This is a genomic window from Streptomyces sp. NPDC088246 (assembly GCF_044741025.1).
Lineage (GTDB): Bacteria > Actinomycetota > Actinomycetes > Streptomycetales > Streptomycetaceae > Streptomyces.
The window spans coordinates 1-22,180 of the sequence record NZ_JBIURV010000042.1 but is presented as its reverse complement, the minus strand read 5'-3'; the positions used below and the strand labels follow the sequence as shown (position 1 = coordinate 22,180).

Below are 22,180 nucleotides of genomic sequence, written 5' to 3'. Positions count from 1 at the left end.
CGGGTACACCCCGGAGGCTCCGCGCGTCGCGGTCCGGGTCACGGCGGGGAGAGGCGGGCGACCAGTTCGGCCAGCTCCACGCAGACTTACTCGATCTTCAGGCGGACGTTCTTCTGCTCGGTGACCAGGGCGGACAGGAGCAGGGCCGTCAGGGCGGCCGAGCCGTTGAGGGCCATCAGGTTGGCCATGATCTCGAAGAGGCTGTGGTTCTCGAAGGGGCCCGCCCGATCAATGGCCGCCGCGATGGCCAGTACGGAGATCAGCAGCGAGCAGGGCGCCGCTCCCAAAGGGGTCACCGACTTGAATGCGTCCACGCTCCAGAACGCCCGCCGCATGGTCGCCCTCTTGGCCTCAGAGGATCCCGAGATGCCCGCGTGCGAGCTGCTCGAGCGCATCGACGAGTTGGCCGCGAGCATCAGCTCGGCCACGGAACGGTCGGAGTGTCGCAACTGCCGGAAGCCCATCAAGCTGGGTCCCGGCGAAGACAACTGGGTGAATTGCAACGCTGCCCGCAACCGAGGCTGCAGGGCGGCGTCCTTCGACTACGACGCCGAGTCTGCATAGGACGAGTCCTTGGCCCGCTCCTGGAAGGCCCAGCCTTCGGCCTGATGAACAGCTGATGCACGCAAGCCTGCGCTATTGCCAGTCACACCCGCCGGCACGCAATGCCTGCCGCGGCGACACCTGCCCCGTCTTCCCGGGCAAGCGCTACCTCGACTGGAAGCCCGAAGACCCTGCGGGCCAGGACATCGAGGCCGTCCGCCCATCCGAGACGAGATCACTCGAGGGCCTGATCGCGGAGGTCACCCCCCGCCCCCTCCAGCTGACTGCTTGCGGGAGCAAGCCCGGGCATCAGCGGCCTACCAGCGAGAGGCGCTCGCGGGCGATCCAGGCGGCCCGCGCCCTCTACGAGGAAGTACCGCGAAGGACGTGCCCCAACCGTGCCCTTAAGGACGGTCAACAGCGGTCAGAGCCTGATCCCGGAGGGCCTTCGAGAGGGGTCCGACAGAGCCTGTTTACGCAGGTCAGTCATGATGTGAATGCCCTCCGCGCAGTAGATTCCCAAGCTCAGAGCGCGAGTTCGATTCTCGTCACCCGCTCCATACAAAAGCCCCAGGCCAGCGGCCCGGGGCTTTTCTGTTGGCAGCTTCGCCCCGGGCGGGGTGGCGCCGGTTGGGCCCGTCTCCTGCTCGCAGGAGTGTTGTATGCGGATCAAGCAGCTCGCTGTCGGCTCTTCCTGGATAATCGACGTATGGCATCACAGCCCGGTCTTTCCGATCTCCGTCGTGCGAAGTTCGCCCGGCGCCTACCCGCAGCGCTCTCCGAGCTTGCCGGCCCCGAACACGGCGCAGTGAGTCTGCCGCTCCACCTTGCATGGTCGGGGCTGACCACGTTCGACCTCGACCGTCCGCGGCTGCGGATGAGTTACTACCGCATCGTCCTGGCCGAGGGCCAGCACGACGACCTGATCCAATACCTCAACCGGGACCTTCTCGTCGGCCTGTGGCCCACACTGCGCACACTGGTCAGCCGTGATGTCCGTGAGGTCTGGGAGAGCGCCTTCGGCGAGCTGGCTCACAGCACCCAGGCCGCTGCGTGAATCTCACGGACCTGCACCGCCGCTTGCTGGCAGACGTGCTCGCTGTGGGCGGCACCTACCCCCTCGCGCTCACCGGCGGCTATGCGGTCCAGGCACACGGCTTGGTCGACCGGCTCAGCCAGGACCTCGATGTCGCAACCGAGAACCCAGATCGTATGGAGGACATCGCTACCGTCGTACGTACCGGACTGGTGCAGCGCGGATGGCGCGTAAGAGCCCTGGAAACAGACCCGCTGTCCGCACGTCTGATCGTCACCGATCCTGCCAGCCGTGAAGAGTGCGAGGTCGACATCCTCAAGGAGGCACTCTGGAGGCCGCCCGTACACACCGATCACGGCTTGGTGCTGTCCCTCGAAGATGTCGTCGGCACCAAGGTCCGCGCCTTGGCCGACCGTGGACTCGCCAGGGATCTGATCGATGTACAGGCCGCCACGGACCGCTGGAACCCCGTCGAACTCGAAGAACTCGGCCGGCGCCATGCCCGCGACTCCTTCGACCTCAGCGAGCTTCAAGCTCGGCTGGGCGGAGCCGACTGGATCGACGACACGGAATTCGCCGCCTACGGACTCGACGAGCAAGCGATCACCGGGCTGCGGCAGTGGGCACAGGCTTGGGCCGACGACATCGGGGAACGGCTCCAGGAGCTTGAGGCTCCGCACGAGGACTGATGGCCTCACGGATGCCGACCACTCGACAGGAATACTTCGCGGCAGTTGCCCGCCCCTCGGCCGCCGTGCCCCATCCGTGCCCTTCGGAGCGGTCAACAGCGGTCACGTACGGGTCCCAGGGACCACAGCCAACCACCCCACTCCAGGAAAACACGCAGGCCAAAGCAACTTCGGCCTGCCAAGAACCGCTGATTCCCAAGCCCAGAGCGCGAGTTCGACTCTCGTCACCCGCTCCATGAAAAAGCCCCAGGCCAGCGGCCGGGGGCTTCTTTGCTGCCTGGACCTGTCCGACCTCGCCGTGCCCTCCGCGTGCCCCAACTCCGGGAGAGAGGCGTAGCTCGTCTCGGGCACGAGGGCGGTGTGCCGCAGGCGGCCGGCGCCTCGGTGCGGAGCAGGCGCCAGGCGGGCTGCCGAGAAGGTCTGGACTGCCTGCTACGGGCCCTGCCGCCGCGCTCCGGACTCCGGGCCCGTAGGCGTTGGTCCGCCAGGTGACTACGCGCCGGGGCGGCCGTGTCACCACAGCGGGCTCGGCACCGCTCGGTGTCGGGCCCGCTGGGCGGTCAGCGCGTGGGCCGGGGTGCCTGGCCGGCACCCCGCCTCATGCGTCAGGCGTGGGAGCCGGCCTTGCGACGGCGTGCGACGAACACCGCGCCCGCGCCGATCGCCAGGGCCGCGCCGCTCGCGAGGGCGAGCTGCGACGTCGCGGAGGACGAGCCCGTGGCGGCGAGGCTGCCGTTCACGGGACCGGCCGACGCGCCGCTCTGCGGCTTGAGGTCCGAGGTGTTCGGCTTGGTCGTGCTGGGCTTGGCGTCGTCGACCTTGCCGGGCTTGCTTCCCGCGGCGGCGATCAGGAACTCGTAGCCCTCGAGGTCCGGGTTCCCGCCGCAGGTGCCGTTGTCGTTGAAGTAGTCACCGGCGACGAAGGTGACGCCGTTGCCCGCGGGGGCCGAGGCGTCGACCGTGAGGCGCATCTTGACGTCGGCGTGGGCACCCGCCTTCAGCGGGCTGATGGCGTCCATGTAGTGCTCGTTGTCGACGGTCTTCCACGTCGAGGACGAGGCGGACGACCACTGCAGGTGCACCAGGTCGTCGATGTCCTTGAGCCCGCTCTTGTCGGTCGCGTGGACGTAGGCGAACGGAAGTACCTCGTCCATCGTCTTGTCGGTGCCGTTGGTCACCCGGAGATTGAAGTTGACCTTCGTGCCGGCGACGACTGTGGACGGCAGACCCGTGACAACCGTGGTGAGCTTGGCCTCGGGGACGCAGTCCTCGCCGTCCTCACCCTCCTCCTTCGCCTTGGCCAGCGCCTTGTCGGCGGCAATCTTGTCAGCGAGCGCCGCCTTGGTGGCCTTCTGCGCCTGGTCCAGCTTCTGGGCTGCGGCGACCCGTTCGTCGTCACGCGCGTCCAGGGCTTCCACGACCTTGGCATCGGCGGCGGCCTTGGCATCGGCGGCGGCTGTGGCGGCGGCTTCTGCCTTGGTGAGAGTCGTCGCCGCGGCGGCCTTCTCCTCCTCGGTGGCCGTCTCCGGGAGGGCGTCGACCGCCGCCTTGGCGTCGACGACCGCCTGGTCGGCGTCGGTCTTCGCGGTGGCGGCGTCGGCCGCCGCGGCCTCGGCGGCCTTGGCCGCCACGGCCAGCGGAGAGGTGTCGGACAGGAGCGCTTCCAGAGCCGCGCGGGCGGCACTCTCGGCTGCTACTGCGTCGTCGTACGCCGCCTTCGCTGCGGCGGCGGCCTTTTCCAGCTCCGTGATGGTCGGCTTCTCCTGCGTCTGCGCTGCCGGCTTGTCGGCGGCGAACGCGGGGGTGACTGACAGCAGGAGGGCAGGCGTGGTCACCGCGGCGGCAACAGCTGTGGCAAGAATCCGGCGAATCTTCACAAGAGCCCTTCGGGGTCCGAAAAGAGAAGAAGGGGTCGCAGCGGAATGGGACACGCAGATGCGACTCGAGGTGATCGTATGGCCGGGGCAACGGTCCACCGTCACAAGTTTTTCACCTGTTCCGGCCAACACCACAACACCGGGACAGACAGAAAAGACGAAAGGGTGCAGTTGCTTTCAATGCCTGTACTTTCGCTGTGAGGAATGCCACACGGCCCTGGACGCGTCGTTCTAAGCCTCTCCGGCACCGCCCCACCCGGCGAGCGCCTGCACCTGCGCGTACGCGGCCCTGTCGCCGGCAGCGCATCCCATCTGGGCAGACATCGCCTATGACCTCGACTGTCCTGAAGACCTGGAGGCACTGGTCCACTGCGCTCACAACCTGGACGGACGGGAGGAGAGCCGGGGCATTTCCGTCGAGGAACTCAACAGGGAAGCAATCGAGGCCGCGAAGCAACTCCTGAGCAAGAGAACAATGAAGGTGCCCCAGGACTGACCATCGACTTGCGGGAAGCTTCGCTGATCGAGACGCTGACGGACGTCCGTTGGAAGGACAACTCATCCATTCACGTCCGAAGGTCGAGCGTCGGAAAGGCTCCCCCTCCCCCCTCCCCCCACGAACAGCAGCCCGGCCGGCGACACCGCGCCGCCGCGATTTCTCAGGTGATGGTGACGACACGCGCCCAGGGCGGCGGGGTGTCCGGGACATAGTCGGGGTTCTCTTCATCCGCAACGCGGACGGGACGGGGGAAGAGACCGACAACGGTGCGGCAGGGCGGCTTCGCGGCGGGCCACGGTGTCTGGTTGTCCGTCAGGGCAACGATCACGTCAGGGCGGGGCCGGGAGCGGAGAGCCCGGGCGAAGCCGGAGCGCAGATCCGTTCCCCCGCCGCCGACCAGTTCGATGTTCTCGGCGCGGCAGAGCGGGACGGCGACCCCGGCCGCCGCGTCGCAGGAGATCACCGAAACCAGGTCACGCCGCCCGCCCACCGCCCGCGAGATCGCCGCCACCTCCAGCAGCGCGCTGCCCAGCTCGGCGTCGCTCACCGACCCGGAGGTGTCGATCACGACGCAGACCCGGGGCGGCGTATGGCACAGGCTCGGCAGCAGCACTCCGGGGACACTGGCCGAGCGCCGGGACGGACGCCGGTAGCTATGGTCCTCGCCCACCCCCGGCGCACTTGCCGCGGAGCGGATCGCCGCCCCCAGCAACCGCCGCCACGGCTGCGGTGGATGGAACGCCTCGTCGGCCCACCGGCGCCATCCCTCCGGAGCGTCGCCCGGCCGGCCCCTGATCCCCTCGGCGACCCGGAAGCGGACCGCGTCCCGCTGCTGCTTGCTCAGCCCGTGTGCCCCGTCGGGCCCCAGCTCCCACGGCCGGCCCTGCCCGTCGGCACCACTGCCGCAGTCCAGCCAGGCCAGGTCCCCGGTGAGCCCTGACATCGACGCCGTCCGCAGGTACTCCTCCATCAACAGCCCGTCGGGCAGCCGCAGCAGAGACGGCAGCACCGCCCCGGCAGGCAGGGGCAGACCGTCACCGTAGATGTCGTCGTTGATCTCGAAGTCGGCGGCGATGTTCCGCCGCAGCCGCGCACCCGGCCCGTACTCCTCGTGCTCCCGCGCATACCGCTCGCCCCGCCCGTGATGGTCCCGGAGCAGATGGGAGACCTCGTGCACCCAGACGCCCGCCAGTTCCTCCACCGGGGTGCGCGCCACGAAGCCGGGGGAGACGTAGCAGCGCCAGTGTGCGTCCACCGCCATCGTCGGCACCGACCGGTCCTCCACCACGTGCAGCGCGAAGAGTGCGCTTGCCAGGTAGGGACGGACCTTCACCGCGTGCAGCCGGGCGGCCAGCAGTTTCTCCATGTCCAGCGGTAGTCCGGGCGGGCCGTACGGCGTGCCGGAGCCGGCCGGTGGCGTCGGCACGGTGGCCCGCACCGGGCGCGGCGGCGCGGGCCGGGCCATCGGGCGCGGCAGAGGGTGCTTCGCGCCCCCCGTCATCGGCCTACCGTCGTCGCACGCCGGGCATCGGCCGCCGCCGCGACCCGCCCCACCGACCGGTCCGCCCGTCGGGCGAGACCGATCACCCCGACCAGCCGCTCCACCGCCGCCGGCACCTCCCAGTCGTCGCGCCGCAGCGCGGCCAGCGCCGTCGCGGGGGCGACCAGCAGGTCCGGGGCGCCGGTCTCCAGTGCCCGGACCAGCACCGCCCAGCCCGCCTCCCACCGCGCCCGCTCGGGCCGCGCCCCGACGGCGGCCACCACCGCCTCCAGCGCAGCCTGACGCAGATCGCCCCGCACCGGCAGCTCGGCGGATGCCGGGTCGGCGAGCAGCGACTCCGGGTCCGGCAGGTCCATCCGGTCCAGATGGGCGAGGAGTTCGAGCCCCGGCCCGTCCCCCACCGTGCCCCGCACCAGCAGCGCCAGTACCTCCCGGGAGACGGAGGCCGCCGTGCCGAAGGCGAGCAGGGCCAACGCGGCCTCCCAGCTCCGGGGCGAGGGCCAGGCACCGCCGCGCCGTGCCTCCGTGCTCGGCAGCCGGTGGATCAGTGTCGGCCGGGCTTCCAGGAATCCGCAGACTGCGCGCCGGGCGAAAGCCACCGCCTCCGGCAACCGCTCCGGCACCAGCCGGGGCAGCTCCGCCCGGGGCCAGACCCCGCCCAGCCCGCGCACCACCACCTCCCGGTCGTGCACCCAGTACAGATGCACGAACCGGTTGGCCAGCGGCGGGCTCAGCTCCCACCCGTCCGCCGCCGACGCGCTCGGATTGGCCGCGGCCACGATCCGTACCTCCGGCGGCAGTTGCAGCGCACCGACCCTCCGCTCCAGGACGACCCGGAGCAGCGCGGCCTGGACGGCCGGTGTGGCAGTCGAGAGTTCGTCCAGGAAGAGCAGCCCCCGCCCGGCCCGCACCAGCTCCACGGCCCACTGCGGCGGCGCCATCGGCACCCCCTGCACCGCCGGGTCGTCGCCGACGATGGGCAGCCCTGAGAAGTCGGTCGGCTCGTGGACGCTGGCGATCACGGTCGTCAGTGGCACGTTGAGGGAAGTGGCGAGCTGCGTCAGGGCCGCGGTCTTGCCGATGCCCGGCTCACCCCAGAGCAGCACGGGCAGGTCGGCCGCGACGGCCAGGGTGAGGGCTTCGAGCTGCTCGTCGGGGCGCGGCTCGGTGGTGGTCGTGCGCAGGAGGGCCAGGAGGTCGTCGGCGACGGCGAGTTGGGTGCCGGTTCCGGATGCGCCGACGGGGGTGGGCGCGGGCACACCGACAGGGGCGGGGGCGGGCGCACCGACGGCCTGGACCGAGGCGGGCAGGAGGGTACTGGAGGTCATGGGCATCACCTTGGGTGGGATGAGGGAACGGGACGGGACGGCCCGTCCCGGATGTCGTGGGCGTGCCGCGCGCAATGCGCAGTGCGAGCACGGGACTCAGGTAAAGCGGCCGGTCAGCCGGTACTCAGGTTCAGGCCGGTACGGGGCCGGGCCCGGCTGCTCTGCTTGAGGCGCATTACGGGAGGCGTACGGCGGTCGAGTCGGGGGCGGTGGCCCGCCTCCGCGTGCCTCGGGTCCGAGGCTTTTCCGCCCGCTACCGAACCGGCACCGGGGTGCACGGCGACCAACCCCGAGCGGAAGAGCCCGTGGTCGATGCGGCGGGCCGCAGCCGACTCCAGCTCCTTCCGCAGCGGCCCGTCGCGCAGGACCGCACCGGGACCGAGCAGCCCCTCGACCACGGCCAGGGCCCCAGTGACGTCGCCATGGCCCAGCCGCTCCCGGACCGCAGGCAGTGCCTCCGGGTCACGGTGCACCTCGTCGATGGCGCGCAGGCAGGGCAGCGGGGGCCCGCCGAGCGCCACCAGCAGCTCCTCCCGGCGCAGTTGTGCCGGGTCGTGATCGATCGCCGTAAGTGTCCCGTCCCGCAGCGCTATCCGGTGGACCTCACCCCGGCACTCCACCCGGTGCGGATCACCGGGCTGGGGGGCGGGGCCGGTCGCCGGTCCCGAGCTGGACGACGCCGCTGAGCCGAACGCCGCCAGTGCTGTGGCGACGAGCGGATGCAGCCGATCGGTCGCGACCAGCCCGGCCCGCAGCAGCTCCAGATCCGGAAGGACCCGGGCCGCCACCTCCGGCAGCACCGGAAGCGCCGCGACCTCCTGCGGCGGCAGCGTCTCCCGCAGCGGCCGGAACGTCGGGGCATGGCTGTCGTCGGGGGCGACGAGTTCGAGCACGGCGCGGCTCCGCGTACCGAGCCGTACGGTGAAGGCTCCGCGAGGGCAGCCCTCGGCCTGCAACAGCAACTCCGCCTCGGCAGCCCAACTTGCCGACTCCCACGAGACATCACGGACGGCGGGCCGACCCGGCAAGTCCGGCAAGTCCGGCACGTCTGGCCCAGCGGGTGCGTGGGGCAGGTCGGGCGGCACCAGGGATGGCGCCCCGCCCGCACCGCACCGCACCGCCAGTTCGCCGCTCCGCTCGGAGTCCCAGAGATGCCGGTGCAGGTCGAGCCGGAAACGCCGGTTGGGATGCGGATGCGGATGCGGATGCGGAAGGCACCCTGGGCCGTTCCCGGACTCCTCCCACAGGGCCAGGGACATCCGCTGTCCGGCGTCCGCCCAGGCCGGCGGTGTCCGCACCACCAGCTGCAGCGGCGTGGCGCCGGACCTCCGGTAACGGGCCAGGGAGATGGTGAGGCCGGCGCGGAGCCGCCCGTCGGGGGCGATCCGGGGCATGTGCCAGCGGAGCAGATCCGGGGCCAGGCGGCGCAAATCTGCACGAAGGTGGGTGACAAGATCAGTGCCGTGGCGGTCACGCACGGCGCGCAGATCGAGATCGATGTCGACCCGGGCGGCGGCGCATGCCCCGGCCCAGTCGCCAACCGCACGCCGTGCGGTCGCGGTCTCGATCATGGACGGTGGCACGGCGTACTCGCGCACGTGATGCCACATCAACAGGTGGGCCGGAATCGCATTCGCGAAGTGATGTGCCATCAGCACTCACCTTGCGCGAACGATTCCCCCGATCCGTACGAGGAGTAGTTCTTCATCCCCGGCATCATAAGCACCACGATGATGCTCTGTCAGTCCCGTTCGACCGCCCGTCGGCCTTCCTCGACGCACGCCGCAACACCCGCAGTCGCGCGGCGGGGTCCGGGTCCGATGTCAGTGCGGGCGAGCCTCACTCACCGCACGGGGAAGCCGAAGGAGTACCCCTGCTGCTTCAGCCAGGGCAGCACCTCGCGCAGAGCGGCCAAGGTCTGGGAGCGATCCCCTCCCGCGTCGTGGAAGAGGACGGTCGGCCCGTTGGAGATTTCGCTCTTGACGGTGGCGACCATGGTGTCCACACCGGGACGCTCGAAGTCTTTGGAGTCGACGTTCCAGCCCAGCGGCCGCATCCCCCGGGACGCGGCGAGCTGCCGGCTGTACGGGGTGAAAGCACCGCCCGGGGCCCGGTAATACTGCGGCCGGACGCCTCCGGACGCCTTGGTGATCATTCGTTCGGCATCCAGGATCTGCTGGGACTGGTATGCCTCGGACTTGGTGTCCATGGTGGTGTCGTGCGAGATCGTGTGGTCGCACAGCCGGTGCCCGGCCGCCACGACCTCCTTGACCAGGTCCGGGTACGCCTGGGCCTGCGTGCCCACCATGCAGAACGTAGCCTTCACACCGCTGTCCTTCAGCAGTTGCAGTATCTGCGGTGTCCAGACCGGGTCCGGTCCGTCGTCGATGGTGATGTTGACGCCCCGGGCGCCGCGGTCCGAGGCATGCGCGATGTCCGCCGACACCTTGGCCACCTGGTCCTGGCGCTGGGCGTCCGGCGCAGAGACACGCGCTTGAGGACCCCCTCCGACGGGGCCGGCCTGTGCGGTCCACACCGAGGTGGCAGCGGCCACCACTGTCACGCCGAGCGCCGCCGCGAGAAGCCGACCGTGCCATGCCCTTCCCTTGTGCCTCGCCATGTCCGCCCGCCCCTTTGCTGTCTCCGCCGATGCCGTGCTCCCATGAAGACATACGAACGCCCGTACACGATCCCTCTGTTACCGATCGCTGACGAATTCGCAGGGGGCCGGCGACAAACACAGGAGCTCCGCGTCGGATGAAGGGGCGCAACGGCCTCGAAAAGGTGCCGCCGAGGGCGGCAGACACCGATCCGCACGGATTGCGGCGGAGGCACCCACGCATTCGTCGAATGGTTCGCGAAGCAGGGCCGATGGCTGCCCCACTCGGTCGGCATGACCATCACCGGGCAGACTCACCAGTCCGTGCTGACAGTCCTGCCCTCCGCCTGGATGCCCGCTATCGAACCCGGCGGCGAGATCCGCGACGGCTGCTGGGTCGCCAAGCTCGACGGAGACCGCCTGACCGGCCTGGCCGAAGGGCATGCGGCTGTTCGTCCGCGAGGAGCGGCCGCACCTCGGCACCCAGTTGCGCTTCACCGACGCCGACGCCCTGCGGGCTCACCCACCGCTGGGACTGGACCGACGTCATCACCAGCGCGATCGGGCGACTCGACGCCCTCCCGAACCCCGGTTGATCAGCAGATCCACCTGTCCCGAGGAGCCTGAACCATCCCACCGGAAACATGGACCCCGGCGCCCACCCAACGCGACAATCGGGCCAGCGGCCTGCCCACACGCCCCAACAAACGAAGGAGAGCCCGTCAGCAAGCTGACGGGCTCACGCGAAAGACCGAGGCTAACCTGCCATCAGGTCAGATCGTCGGTGTTTCATCGACGATCTCCTTGTGCGGTTCGACAATGAACCTCCAGCCATCGCTGGGCTCCAGGAACCGCACTCGGGTCGGGTAGATGTCCAGGGCACGGCGGTCGCGGTTCTGGCTGTTCGTGTTCTTCCGCGCCCGGGCCGGCTCCTCGTACAGGTCGACCTTGACGTCCGGCACCGCGACGGTTTCCTCGCTCCAGCGCTGAACGATCCCCGCGCCGAACGCGTCCCGTGCGGCGGAGTAGAGCGACTCCAGGGATTCCTTGCTCCCGTCAGGCACGAAGAGGGCGAGGTTCAGAAGGACGCCGGCACTCTGGAGAACCTCGATTTCTTCCCCTGCCTTGTCGGCAATCCAGATCCCGCGCTCTTCGACATTGTCCGGGAGGACATGAATTTCCTCACCGAAGATCGTCCTCGCAGTGAAGGACCCTCCCTCGAAATTCTTACCCGGCCCCGTAAGGAAAGCCGGGGCGTAGCAGTCGAGAGGAAGGCCATCCATCTCCGCCGAGACGAAGATGTCGTCCTGGAGGCCCAATTCCGCAACCTCTGCGGCCGTAAGACGTCGAGCCGTAACCTTCTCGGTATTCACGCCATTCCCCTTTTTTCGTGGCGTCCTATAAATTCATTAGGACTATATCATGAAAACGAACAGCCAGTCCCTTTGCGCATATCTTTGCGCTCACGACAGTACAGTCAACCCTCCGAGTAATTTCTTCCGACAGAACAGTAGACAAATCCTCTCGAATCGCCGACGAAACGCAGCCTCGTAGAGAAATATGATGAGGCCCAAGAGGTGACTCACCGCTTCGGCGGGCTCAGAGCGCGCGTTCGATTCTCGTCACCCGCTCCACGACGAAGGCCCAGGTCACAGAGCCGGGCCTTTCTTGTTGCCTGGACTTCTTGCAGGCCTCCGGGCGGGCGAGGTCAGCCCATTACCATCCGAAGCCCTTGGTAAAGGCCATTTGCATCCTGCGGATGTCGGGGTCGTCAGGCCGGCGCTGGGCAAGGACGTACATCGCCGCTGTTCCTACGGCGGAGGTGCGCCCCCGGTCTGCGAACGTCATGAGGGTGCTGCGAACCTCGGGCAAGTCGGGCCACCCTGTTTCGAGGGCGTCAACGATCGCCATCTCTACACTGCTGTCCATCTCCATACCGCTGCCGGAGATGCGGGCGAGACAGCACAATGCACTGCCAGCGACGATGTCCTGCGGCCATTGCTCTCCGAGGGCCTTGATGGCCGTAATATATACGTAGCTTATGCCACCAGTGTGGAGTAGACGGATAATCGCGTCGCGGCAGACGGGGTCGCCCGGCCACCCAGAGGCGAATGCCTTGATCGCCGCGACCTGGACCGCGAGGTGTTCGCTGTCGGCCAGGGCTGTGATGGCCTCCATCACCCCAGGGTCGCCCGCCCAGTGCGCAGCTGAAGCACCAGCGACAGCCTCATTGATCCACTTGTGCCTGTGCGGCAGCATGCCGAGCCGCACCACCGTGCCGGACAACGCGATCCCCCTCCCGACCGACGTCTCCCCTGACGCCGCACCGTCGACCTGCCGCTGCACCTCGCGTGGTCCAGCCTGTCCCGGTTGGATCTCGACCGACGCCGGTTGCGGATGAGCCGTTACCGGTACCGGATCGTCCTGGCCGAGGGCATGCACGACGCCTTGGTGCAGTACCGCAACCAGGATTTGCTGATCAACATGTGGCCCGCTCTCCGCACCTTGATCAGCTGCGACATCCGCGACGCCTGGGAGAGCATCGTCCCAGAGCTGACTCACAGCACGGCAACCGCTACGTGAACCTCACAGACCTGCACCGGCGGCTCCTCGCGGACCGTGCGCACCGGGCTGGAAGAACGTGTTGGCGCGTAAGAGCCTGTCGGGTGACCTTCGATCGGATAGCGGACGCGGTCTGGTGCGTGCGATTCCAAGGCGCCGGGATGTCCTCGTAGCGGAGCTACTAGGGCATTTCGGCAACGCGGGAAGCGTGCGTGCCAGGGCGTGGCTGCCCGGTCAGAGGTCATCCGACAGGCTCTAAGGCCGTTGGAGACCGTTCCACTGCCCCGGGCAGTTGCGGATGCCACGCGTGCTCCGGGCCGTCAGGCATGTTCCTTCTTCATCCCGAGCCGGCAAGCCGGTCCTGAGGCCCGCCGCCCCGACCCTCCAGTCGGCCCGCGCCGTCACGCGGGTAATCTCATCTGGCCGTTGTCGTGGCTGGGGGGATTCGCAGATGGAACGAGCACGCACGGAACGCTCACGCCCGGACGGGTCGCGACGGATCGGCCCGTACCACCTCATCACCCGCCTCGATCCGAGCGGCCCCGGCCAACCACCGGTTCCTGTACGCCGGTTCATCGGGCGCAGCGCGGACGGTGACCGTACGGTACTCATCAGCGCGCCGCTCGACGGCGCCGATCCGGGGCGCTTCCTCGCCGAGGCCGACGCGGGCTGCCGGCTCCTCGGCCCGTGGGTACTGCCCGTCGCCGAGCTTGCCGCCCCGTCCGAGACCCCCTGGTACGCCTCTCCGTACCTTCCCGTACTCCCGCTCCCGGTGGCGCTCGCCGTACACGGCGGCCCGCTGCCCGAGCGCACGGTCCGAGCCCTGGGCGCGGCCCTGGCCGAGACCCTTACGGGTGCGCACGCCATCGGCATCACGCACGCCGGTCTGTCCCCCGCCTCCGTACTCCTCGCCTGGGACGGACCGCGCCTGACCTGCTTCGGCGCGGTCCGCACGGCGGCCCCGGACGGCGAGCAGCGCACCGGCCTGCCCGGGCTCGAGCCCGGCAGCCTGGCCCCTGAGCAGGCATCGGGCGGGCGGCCCCGGCCGCCCGGCGACATCTACGGGCTGGGTGCGGTTCTGGCATACGCGGCGACCGGCCACTCGGTCCCCGACTCCGCGGAACTACCCGAGTCACTGCGTTCGTTGGTCGCGCGCTGCCTGGCGCGCGACGCCGCCGCCCGCCCGACCGCGCCCGAGGTACTGCGCGCGCTGCCCGGAGCGTCGTCCACCCCCATGGCGACGGTCCTGGACTCGGCCGGTGCGCTGCTGGGGCCGGGCTGGCTGCCGAGCCGGGTGGTCGCGGCCATGGCGCGCCAGTCCGCGGAGGTCCTCGCCGCGGAAGTCAGTACTCCGATCTCACGGACGGCCAGGATCTGACGCGATGCTTTCCCCTCTGACCCATGACGATCCGGCCGGGCTGGCGGGCTTTCGGCTGCTCGCGCGGCTGGGCCACGGCGGCATGGGAACCGTCTACCTGGCTCGTTCGACAGGCGGCCGCACCGTCGCTCTGAAGACCATGCACCCGTCCATCGCAACCGACCCGGCGTCACGCACCCGCTTCCGCCTGGAGGCGGACGCGGCCCGCATCATCGGCGGCCACCACGGCGCCGTCGTCGTCGACGCCGACCCCCTGGCGCCCACCCCGTGGCTCGCCACCGAATACGTCCTCGGCCCGCCCCTCGACGACGCGATCGACCTCTGCGGCCCCCTGCCGGAGGCGTCCGTACGCGCGCTGGGCGCCGCACTCGCCGGGGCCCTCGCCCAACTCCACACCTCCGACGTCGTCCACCGCGACCTGAAGCCCTCGAACGTGATGGTCACCGCCTACGGCCCGAAGATCATCGACTTCGGCATCGCCCGCGCCTTTGGCGACGACCGCCTCACCCGCACCGGAGCGGCCGCCGGAACCCCTGCCTTCATGTCCCCCGAGCAGGCCATCGGCCAGGAACACACCCCTGCGGGCGACGTGTTCGCCCTCGCCGGAGTCCTTCTTTACGCCGCCACCGGCCACGGTCCCTTCGGCACCGGACAGCCGGCGGACCTCCTCTACCGTGTCCGCTACGCCGACCCGGACCTCACCGGCCTCCCCCAGGCCCTGGCCCCGGTCCTCGGTCCCTGCCTGGCCAAGGACCCGGCCCGGCGGCCCACCACCCATGACCTCGCCGGTCAACTCCACGGCGGTCAGGGCCACTTCGCCGACCATCTGCCCGATGCACTACTGGCAGACATAGCCCGGCGGGCATCGGAGGTCTGGCAGCATCAGCCGGAGCGGCTTCCCATCCCCGCCGATCACGCAACCGCCGAGACCGTCCCGGTCACCGCCGCGCCCGGCATGAGCCGCCGCAAGCTCCTGACCATCAGCGGCAGTTCGCTGCTGGCCGCGACAGGGATCGCCGCGGGTGTGTGGGCATCGACGAGAGGGCGGGACTCGGACACGCCGAAGTCCGCGGGCTCGGGCAACGCTCCTGCGGCTCTGTGGCGGAGAAGCATCGCCACGGCGTCACCCGCCGAGCTGGGGCGTCCGCTGGTGGTCGGCGACAAGTTGATCGTGACCAACGGGGCCGGAATGAGCGCCGTCGAGGCGTCGAGCGGGCGGAACCTCTGGTCCGTCAACCCGGTGCTGAGATCGTGGGACGTGGCCACGGACGGAGCGAAGCTCTTCGCGGTGGACTACTCCCTGTCCCCGAGGGAAGGACTGCGTATCGCGCAGATCGACCTCGACGACGGAGCACTGATGGATCCGGCCGTCAGCGAGAAGGCATACAACGGGAAGCTGGTGGGAAATCAGCTTCTCTGCGTCGGCGGTGACGTCGCTTGGCTGCTCACGGCGCGGGTGCGGAAGGAAGACACCGACGAGTCCAGCGGCGTCGGTCCCGGACGAGGCTGGCTCATCGCCTCCTTCTCGCTCTCGACGGGCAAGAGACGCACCGAACTGATCCTGGACGAGCCTGCGCCCGAGGAGTACCCCTGGGTGACCGGCGTGCGCGCGATCGGCTCGAGCCTGGTCCTCTTCTTCCGTACGGAATCCGGCGGGGTCGACGTACTCGTCTGCGACACGCGCACGGGAACCGGCGTCTGGCGGGCGCCCCTCGGCCTCAACGCCGACGATGCCGCCCGCAGTCCCATCGCCGTGGACGGCAAGCACCTCTACACCGCGTCGGACGCGGTGCGGGCGCGGCGCATGACCGACGGCAAGGAAGCCTGGAGGTACCAGGGAACGAACGTGACCGGGTACGGACCTCCCACAGTGAAGGACGGAGTCGTCTACGCGGTGGAAGCGGCGGGAGCGCGGGGTCTCGTGGCCCTCAGCGCAGACACCGGCGCACTCCTGTGGCGGGAGAAGAATCCCGTGTCGTCCGGACACGAGCTGAAGGTGGCACCCACTGTCGGCGACAAGTACATCTACAAGCACTGTGCGGCGGGGCTGCGCGCGATCGATCTCCGGACCCACGAAACCGCCTGGCTCCACCCGGAGAGTCTCGACAGGTTCACCGCCCTGATCACGGCGGGACTGCTCATCGGCGTCGGCGAAGGACCCATGGTCGCTCTTCCGCTGGAGCCCTCGGACCATGCCTCCTCATAGGCTCCCCACCTCATCACCATGAAGGGCTCGGCTCACACCATGCAACCTCTCAGTTTCGGCGACCCGATCCGGCTGGGGCCGTACCGCATCGCTGGAGTGCTCGGCGAGGGCGGCATGGGCAAGGTGTACGTAGGTCACGACAGTTCCGGCCGCCTCGCGGCCGTCAAGGTGCTGCGTCCTGAGCTCGCGCACAACCGCAACCTCGCCCAGCGGTTCCTGCGCGAGGCCCGGACCGCGCAGGCGGTGACCAGCACCGGCGTGGCGCGCGTCGTCGGCTCGCAGACCGAGGGCGGGCGGCCCTGGATCGCCACCGAGTATCTGTCGGGGCCGACACTGGAGCAGGCGATCACGGACCACGGGCCGCTGGACGACGCCGGCGTACGCGCGCTGGCAGGCGCCCTGGCATCGACGCTGCGGGAGATTCACGCGGCGGGGCTGATCCACCGCGACCTCAAGCCGGCCAATATCGTGCTCACTTCCTCGGGCCCCCGCGTCATCGACTTCGGCATCGCACGCCCCGAGCACGGCCTCACCCTCACCACCACGGGCCAGGCACCGGCCACCCCCGGATACGGGGCACCCGAGCAGATTCTGGGTCAGCGTGTCGGCCCGTCGGCCGACGTGTTCTCCCTCGGTGCGGTACTGGTGTACGCGGCGAGCGGCAGGCAAGCGTACGAAGGTGCGCATGTCGCGGCGGTGCAGTACGAAGTGGTGCACGGAAGCCCCGCCCTCGACGCCGTGCCGCAAGCGCTCCGCCCCCTCATCGCCCCCTGCCTGGCCAAAGAGCCCGCACACCGTCCCCACCCCTCGTCGCTCATCCAGACATTCGCACCCCCTCGCGGCGCACACCGGTTGTGGAAACAAGGCATTCTCGGCAGGCAGATCAAGGAGCACGAGACCCGGACACATCAGCTCACCGCTCTGGCCGGCACCACTGTTCCTGGGGCGAAGCCGTCGCGGCGGCTCTTCCTCACCTCGCTCGCCGCCGGCGGAGCGGTGCTGGCACTGGGAGGAGGCGCAACAGCCTGGTGGCTGACCAGGGGGCCCGATCTGCCCGACGCTGCGGACGCCGAACCGGCAAAGCTGCTGACTTCCGGCGAGTACGAGCCGGGCACGCCGCCAAAACCCCTGTGGGGACCGCTGAAGGCAGCCGCTCCGAGCGCGTCCATGCTGTTGCCGGTGCGGGATGTCGTCATGTTCGCCGGCCCGTCGGGAGGACTTACGGCGCACAGGGTGACCGATGGCCGGCAGAAGTGGTCGCTTCCGGAGGTGTCGCCGCCCGCGGGCTTCCTGCGGCTGACGGCCGATCAGTTCGTCGCGGCCGACGCCGACGGCAACGTCCTTGCCTTCGACGCGTCCACCAGTGAGCCGCGGTGGAGTGTCCCGGCGAAGGCGGAGAGACTACTGGCCACCGCGCCCGACGCGGCGCTCGTGTACGTGCTGACGAAGGACGGCGAGGTGGCTGCGGTCGACACCGAAGCCCGCAAGGTCCGCTGGATCGCGGAGGCCCCCGCAGGCATCGTCATCGACCCGGCGGCCGTGGCCGGTGCCGGACCCGGCCGACTGGTCGTCTGTACAGCGGACGGGCACTACTTCGCCCTCGACTCCGCCGACGGCAACAACGCCTGGCAGTTGGGCGGCCATGCCAGGACGGCGCTGACCCCCGCCATCGAGGAACGATTCGTCTACGTCGGCGGGAAGTCGCTCCTGGCACTCGACCTGCAGAGCGGCGACGAGGTCTGGTCCGCGGCTTCGCAGTCGTTGAACCCCGATCAGGACGGGTGGGGCTCTCCCGCGATAGCCGACGACCACATCGCCGCCATCGACGACGGCCGTCTCTACCGGGTCGACAAGGCCTCCGGCAGCGAAGCCGATGTCTCATGGCCGGACGGCACCCTCCCGTCCCGCACTCCACCGGTCGTCCAGGGCAACACCCTGTGGATCGTCGAGGGGGGCACCTCGTCGGGCGTATCGGCCTTCGGGAACGTCCCGGGCGGCGAATCGGACGGCCGGCTCATGTGGACCTACGAACCCGAGTCGGAAGGTCCCTGGCACATGGCCGCCGCGGGCAACCGGGTGTTCCTGCTGAACAAGGGCTCGGTCGTCGCCCTGCCGGTGTTCTGAACGTACGCTCACTGCCCGGACCCGCCGGTGCCGCCGTTGCCCGAGGCAGCGCCACAACGGCTTCGGGCGGGGGTGCACATCGCCGACGACGCTGCGGGCCCCGGGCTCAGTCGGGCCCTCGGCCCCCCAGTGTGTGCCGCTGGACCAGCCGTGAAATGTCCTTCGCGGTGACGATCCCCACCAGCTGGTGCCCGTCCACGACGAGAATGCGCATGCCAGTACCCGGGCGGAGCTTGTCGAGAGCCTCACTCAGAAGATCACTCGGGGCGGCAACCACGCACTGTGACAGCGGGGTCGCCACCTCGCGCACGCGCAGCTCCTCCCGGCGCGCTCCCGGTATCCGGGCGAGCTTGCCTATCTGAACGATCCCGCTGGGACGGCCTTCGAAATCGAGCAGCGGCACGGCGGAATGGCGCGAGTTCACTGCCACCTCGTCGATGAAATGCCGGATGGTCAGCCAGTCGGCGCCGGTGGTCACCGGGCTGGACATGGCATCGGCGACCTTGACGCCCCGCAGTGATGTGTGGATCACAGCGCGCTGCCGTTCGCTGCCGGCGACGAGCGTGATGAAGAGACCGACGACGACGAGCCACAGCCCACCCGGAACCCCGCGCAGGAAGGAGATCCAGCCGAAGGCCATCAGCAGCCAGCCCACGACCTGACCGCTTCGGGAGGCCGCCCGATCCGCACGTTCCCGGTCTCCGGTACGCCACCACAACAGCGCCTGCACCACCCTGCCGCCGTCGAGCGGCGCAGCGGGAAGGAGGTTGAACACGCCCAGGAACAGGTTCGTCCAGCCGAGCCACACCAGAACGGCGGCGGGCACCGCCCAGCCGAACATCGCGTGCAGCCCGATTCCCGCTCCGAGCGCGGCGCTTCCGATGGCCAGGCTGGTGAGCGGCCCGCTGATCGCCACTGCGAAAGCCACCGCGGCCGTCGGTGGTCGCCCCATCCGGGTCATCCCGCCCAGCGCCCACAGCGTCACATCCTGTACCGCGATCTTCTTCCTGCGGGCAGTCGCAGCGTGTGCCGTCTCGTGGAGCAGGAGGCTGCCCATGAGCAGCACGGCCCCCACGGCACTGGCGAAGGTGTAGACCGCATTCGAGCGCCCTGGGGTCCATGCGGGGAGGGTCTGGCGGCCGAGACCGTACGCGAACAGGACCACCAGCAGCGGCACGCTCCAGTGCATCCGCAGTGGTACCCCGACAACTTGTCCGACACGGACCGAGCCGTTCATCGTCGTCTCCCGCCGGCGCGGCACCCGGTCCATCGGGCAGGACCTCGCGACCTGATTCCATGAACCGACCAGCACGTCACCCACCCACCATTGTCGCTCTCGGAATCTCCCGCCGTCGGCCGGAACCCGGGGCGCGTTCCCTCCTCGGTTCCGTGGACTCCGGTTCCGTCACAACGGGCTTTTATTGACTGATCGTTCTACATAGGCTTAGGGTCTCGGTGTGGCCAGGACCAAGGAATTCGATCCGGACGCCGCGCTGCAGTCGACCCTTGAGCTGTTCTGGCGACGCGGCTACGAAGCGACGTCGATGGCCGACCTCGTCGAGCACCTCGGCATCGGTCGCGCCAGCATCTACGCCACCTTCGGCAACAAGCACGAGCTGTACCTGAAGGCCATGGACCGGTACTCCGAGGGGCGCGATCCGCTCCTCCTCGCCGAGCTGTCCCAGCCGGGACCCGCACTGCCCGCGGTGCGGGCGGTGGTACGCCGCTTCGCCTCGGAGGCCGCCTCCCCCGAGAGCCGGCTGAATGGCTGCCTCATCACCAACACCGCCGCCGAACTGGCGCCGCACGACCCCGCGGCGGCCCGCCGGGTCGAGATCAGCTGGGAGCACATCGAAACCCCGCTGCACTCCGCGCTCGTACGAGCCCAGGCCCAGGGCGAGCTGTCCGAGGATCGCGATCCGCGCGCACTGGCCCGCATGCTGCTCGTCCTGCTGCAGGGCGTACGGATCGTCGGCAAGGCGTCCAGCGATCCCGCCCGGGTGCGGGATGCGGCCGAACAGGCGCTGGCCCTGCTGGACTGAATTCCACCCGCCGGAGCCACCGAGCCGCCTTCTGCACACCCAAATAATGGACCGATCGATCAAATATAAGGGAGGGGCATGACCGCCGGGGGAGCCACCCACGTCGTTGACGTGCAGCACCGATACGTCTTCGTCCTTCTCGGCAGCATCCAGACCACCCTGATCTTCACGCTTGCCACGATCGCCGTACCGCTGCCTCGCATCGGGCGGGAATTCGACTTACAGCGGCCCGACTTGATTCTGCTCGGTGCCGCGTACGGACTGACCTTCGCCGGGCTGCTGCTCTTCGGTGGCCGCCTCGCCGACCGCTACGGCGGGCGGCGTGCCTTCGCCGCGGGCCTTGTCCTCTTCGCCGCCGCCTCGGCCGCCGCCCCGTTCGCTCCCGGCATCGGGGCACTGGTCGCGGCCCGCTTCGCACAGGGCGCCGGCGCGGCCCTCGTCGCGCCCGCCGCCATGGCGGTGCTGCGCGTCGTCTTCCCCTCCCCCACCGCGTACAGCAGGGCCATGGCCACCTGGGGCGGACTCTCCGTACTCGGCGCGACGGGGGTCGCCCTTGCCGTCGTCGCCTTCCTGAACCACCGCACCGAGTAATCCATCAGTCGAAGGAGCTGCTGAAATGAACCGCTTCACCAACAAAACCGTGCTCGTCACGGGCGCAGGCTCCGGTCTCGGCCGCGCGATCGCGCTCGCCTTCGCCGCCGAGGGCGCATCCGTGGTCGCCGCGGGGCGCACCGCGGCCTCCCTGGACGAGACGGTTGCCCTCATCGAGGCGGCCGGCGGCACGGCTGCCGCCGTCACCGCCGATGTCACCGACTCCGGCCGGCTCCGGAACCTCGTACGCGAAAGCATCACCCGCTTCGGCGGGCTCGACATCGCGGTCAACAACGCGGGGATACTCCGCGGCACCGTACCTGTCGGGGAGGTGAGCGAGGAGGACTGGGACGCGGTGCTGCGGACCAATGTCACCGGCGTCTGGCTGGCCATGAAGCACGAGATCGCGCACATGAAGGAGAACGGCGGTGGGGTCATCGTCAATGTCTCCTCCAACCTGGGCGCACACCTGCGTATCCCGAACGCCGCCGCGTACATCACCTCGAAGGCAGCGGTCTCCGCGCTGACCCGCGCCGCCGCTCTCGACCACATCCACCAGGGCATTCGCATCAACGCGGTCAGCCCGGGCGCCTCCGCCGCTCCCATGTCGGTACGGCCCGGCGAGACCGAGGCCGACCGTGCCGAGCGGGTGAAGTCGGAGAACCCACTCGGCCGGGTCGCGGAGGCCGAAGAAGTGGCGGCCGCGGTGCTCTATCTCGCCTCACCCATGGCCGGCGCGGTGGTCGGCACCGACCTGGTCGTCGACAGTGGGTCATCAGCCTGACAGTTCGTAGACAGAGATGACGTCCCCGAGCAAGAGGCTTCACCACGACGGGCTGGAATGCAGGGCGCATCCCCGCAGGCCGCCCACATCGACCTCGACGCCGACCGGATCACCCGCGTCCTGAACTCGGCGGCACTCCACAGTCCGGGGACAACACCCGGCCGGCCCGGACCGAGCGCACTCCGGATGCCATCGGCGGCGGACACGAACCGTGCCCGCCGCGAAGTAGGCGGCCTGAGCAACGTCCCGTCGGTGGCGCGCCGGCGCCTCGGCCTCCGGTGCGCAGGTCTCACGGCCGCGCCCCCGGCGCCGAAGGCTGCCGAGGTGGGACTGTAAAACGTTCGGTGTAACTCCTGATCACGGAAGATGCACCGATGACCAGCAACAACATGACCGAGGCCGAGTCCATCGAGCTGTCTGA

The 22,180-nt window shown here is 69.6% G+C and carries 18 protein-coding genes and 2 pseudogenes; 11 read left to right on the top strand and 9 right to left on the bottom strand.

Features of this window, described 5'->3' with window-relative positions; genetic code table 11:
* Positions 1 to 86: 86 nt before the first annotated feature.
* Complete coding sequence (locus tag ACIPEK_RS36530) at positions 87 to 428, bottom strand: hypothetical protein (RefSeq protein ID WP_402005349.1); 342 nt, start codon at positions 426 to 428, stop codon at positions 87 to 89.
* Positions 429 to 676: 248 nt separating this feature from the next.
* Between ACIPEK_RS36530 and ACIPEK_RS36525 the strand changes: the two are divergent.
* The 3 genes and pseudogenes from ACIPEK_RS36525 to ACIPEK_RS36515 form a co-directional block, all read left to right on the top strand.
* A pseudogene (locus ACIPEK_RS36525) lies at positions 677 to 832 on the top strand (phosphotyrosine protein phosphatase); the annotation flags it as partial.
* Positions 833 to 1,252: 420 nt separating this feature from the next.
* Positions 1,253 to 1,600 carry a transcriptional regulator gene (locus ACIPEK_RS36520; protein ID WP_402005414.1) on the top strand — a complete coding sequence of 116 codons (348 nt, stop codon included), beginning with the start codon at positions 1,253 to 1,255 and terminating at the stop codon, positions 1,598 to 1,600.
* Entirely contained in the window at positions 1,597 to 2,268 is a 672-nt protein-coding gene (locus ACIPEK_RS36515) for a nucleotidyl transferase AbiEii/AbiGii toxin family protein (RefSeq protein WP_402005346.1), read from the top strand. The genes ACIPEK_RS36520 and ACIPEK_RS36515 overlap by 4 nt, the downstream gene beginning before the upstream one ends.
* Positions 2,269 to 2,873: 605 nt before the next feature.
* On the opposite strand, the gene ACIPEK_RS36510 is transcribed toward ACIPEK_RS36515, so the two are convergent.
* From ACIPEK_RS36510 to ACIPEK_RS36480, 7 genes are all read right to left on the bottom strand, one after another.
* Positions 2,874 to 4,145, bottom strand: a complete 1,272-nt coding sequence (locus ACIPEK_RS36510; RefSeq protein WP_402005343.1) for an LAETG motif-containing sortase-dependent surface protein — start codon at positions 4,143 to 4,145, stop codon at positions 2,874 to 2,876.
* A 659-nt stretch (positions 4,146 to 4,804) separates the two neighbouring features.
* Complete coding sequence (locus tag ACIPEK_RS36505; protein ID WP_402005411.1) at positions 4,805 to 6,010, bottom strand: VWA-like domain-containing protein; 1,206 nt, start codon at positions 6,008 to 6,010, stop codon at positions 4,805 to 4,807.
* Between the two features lie 131 nt (positions 6,011 to 6,141).
* Entirely contained in the window at positions 6,142 to 7,473 is a 1,332-nt protein-coding gene (locus ACIPEK_RS36500; RefSeq protein WP_402005340.1) for an AAA family ATPase, read from the bottom strand.
* Between the two features lie 113 nt (positions 7,474 to 7,586).
* On the bottom strand, positions 7,587 to 9,125 hold the full coding sequence (locus tag ACIPEK_RS36495; RefSeq protein WP_402005337.1) for a hypothetical protein: 1,539 nt from the start codon (positions 9,123 to 9,125) through the stop codon (positions 7,587 to 7,589).
* Between the two features lie 191 nt (positions 9,126 to 9,316).
* The gene (locus ACIPEK_RS36490; protein WP_402005334.1) at positions 9,317 to 10,093 is read right to left on the bottom strand and encodes a polysaccharide deacetylase family protein; all 777 of its coding nucleotides are present in this window, start codon (positions 10,091 to 10,093) and stop codon (positions 9,317 to 9,319) included.
* A gap of 752 nt (positions 10,094 to 10,845) precedes the next feature.
* Positions 10,846 to 11,445 carry a hypothetical protein gene (locus ACIPEK_RS36485; protein WP_402005331.1) on the bottom strand — a complete coding sequence of 200 codons (600 nt, stop codon included), beginning with the start codon at positions 11,443 to 11,445 and terminating at the stop codon, positions 10,846 to 10,848.
* Between the two features lie 343 nt (positions 11,446 to 11,788).
* On the bottom strand, positions 11,789 to 12,358 hold the full coding sequence (locus tag ACIPEK_RS36480) for a hypothetical protein (protein ID WP_402005328.1): 570 nt from the start codon (positions 12,356 to 12,358) through the stop codon (positions 11,789 to 11,791).
* A gap of 84 nt (positions 12,359 to 12,442) precedes the next feature.
* On the opposite strand from ACIPEK_RS36480, the gene ACIPEK_RS36475 reads away from it, so the two are divergent.
* The 4 genes from ACIPEK_RS36475 to ACIPEK_RS36460 all read left to right on the top strand — a co-directional run bounded on the left by ACIPEK_RS36475 (position 12,443) and on the right by ACIPEK_RS36460 (position 18,342).
* Positions 12,443 to 12,655: a transcriptional regulator gene (locus tag ACIPEK_RS36475; protein ID WP_402005325.1), complete on the top strand. Its 213-nt coding sequence runs from the start codon at positions 12,443 to 12,445 to the stop codon at positions 12,653 to 12,655.
* Between the two features lie 430 nt (positions 12,656 to 13,085).
* Positions 13,086 to 14,012: a serine/threonine protein kinase gene (locus tag ACIPEK_RS36470; protein WP_402005323.1), complete on the top strand. Its 927-nt coding sequence runs from the start codon at positions 13,086 to 13,088 to the stop codon at positions 14,010 to 14,012.
* 4 nt (positions 14,013 to 14,016) lie between these two features.
* Positions 14,017 to 16,218, top strand: a complete 2,202-nt coding sequence (locus ACIPEK_RS36465; RefSeq protein ID WP_402005320.1) for a protein kinase — start codon at positions 14,017 to 14,019, stop codon at positions 16,216 to 16,218.
* Positions 16,219 to 16,257: 39 nt separating this feature from the next.
* Positions 16,258 to 18,342, top strand: a complete 2,085-nt coding sequence (locus tag ACIPEK_RS36460) for a PQQ-binding-like beta-propeller repeat protein (protein ID WP_402005317.1) — start codon at positions 16,258 to 16,260, stop codon at positions 18,340 to 18,342.
* A gap of 106 nt (positions 18,343 to 18,448) precedes the next feature.
* On the opposite strand, the gene ACIPEK_RS36455 is transcribed toward ACIPEK_RS36460, so the two are convergent.
* Complete coding sequence (locus ACIPEK_RS36455; protein ID WP_402005408.1) at positions 18,449 to 19,579, bottom strand: site-2 protease family protein; 1,131 nt, start codon at positions 19,577 to 19,579, stop codon at positions 18,449 to 18,451.
* Positions 19,580 to 19,799: 220 nt separating this feature from the next.
* Between ACIPEK_RS36455 and ACIPEK_RS36450 the strand changes: the two genes are divergently transcribed.
* From ACIPEK_RS36450 to ACIPEK_RS36435, 4 genes and pseudogenes are all read left to right on the top strand, one after another.
* Entirely contained in the window at positions 19,800 to 20,384 is a 585-nt protein-coding gene (locus tag ACIPEK_RS36450) for a TetR/AcrR family transcriptional regulator (protein WP_402005314.1), read from the top strand.
* A gap of 78 nt (positions 20,385 to 20,462) precedes the next feature.
* Positions 20,463 to 20,954, top strand: a pseudogene (locus ACIPEK_RS36445) (MFS transporter); the annotation flags it as partial.
* 46 nt (positions 20,955 to 21,000) lie between these two features.
* A complete protein-coding gene (locus ACIPEK_RS36440; RefSeq protein ID WP_402005312.1) occupies positions 21,001 to 21,759 on the top strand; it encodes an SDR family NAD(P)-dependent oxidoreductase in 759 nt (252 codons plus the stop codon).
* A 57-nt stretch (positions 21,760 to 21,816) separates the two neighbouring features.
* Positions 21,817 to 22,095, top strand: coding sequence for a hypothetical protein (locus ACIPEK_RS36435; RefSeq protein ID WP_402005309.1), 279 nt, complete (start codon positions 21,817 to 21,819; stop codon positions 22,093 to 22,095).
* Positions 22,096 to 22,180: the final 85 nt, after the last annotated feature.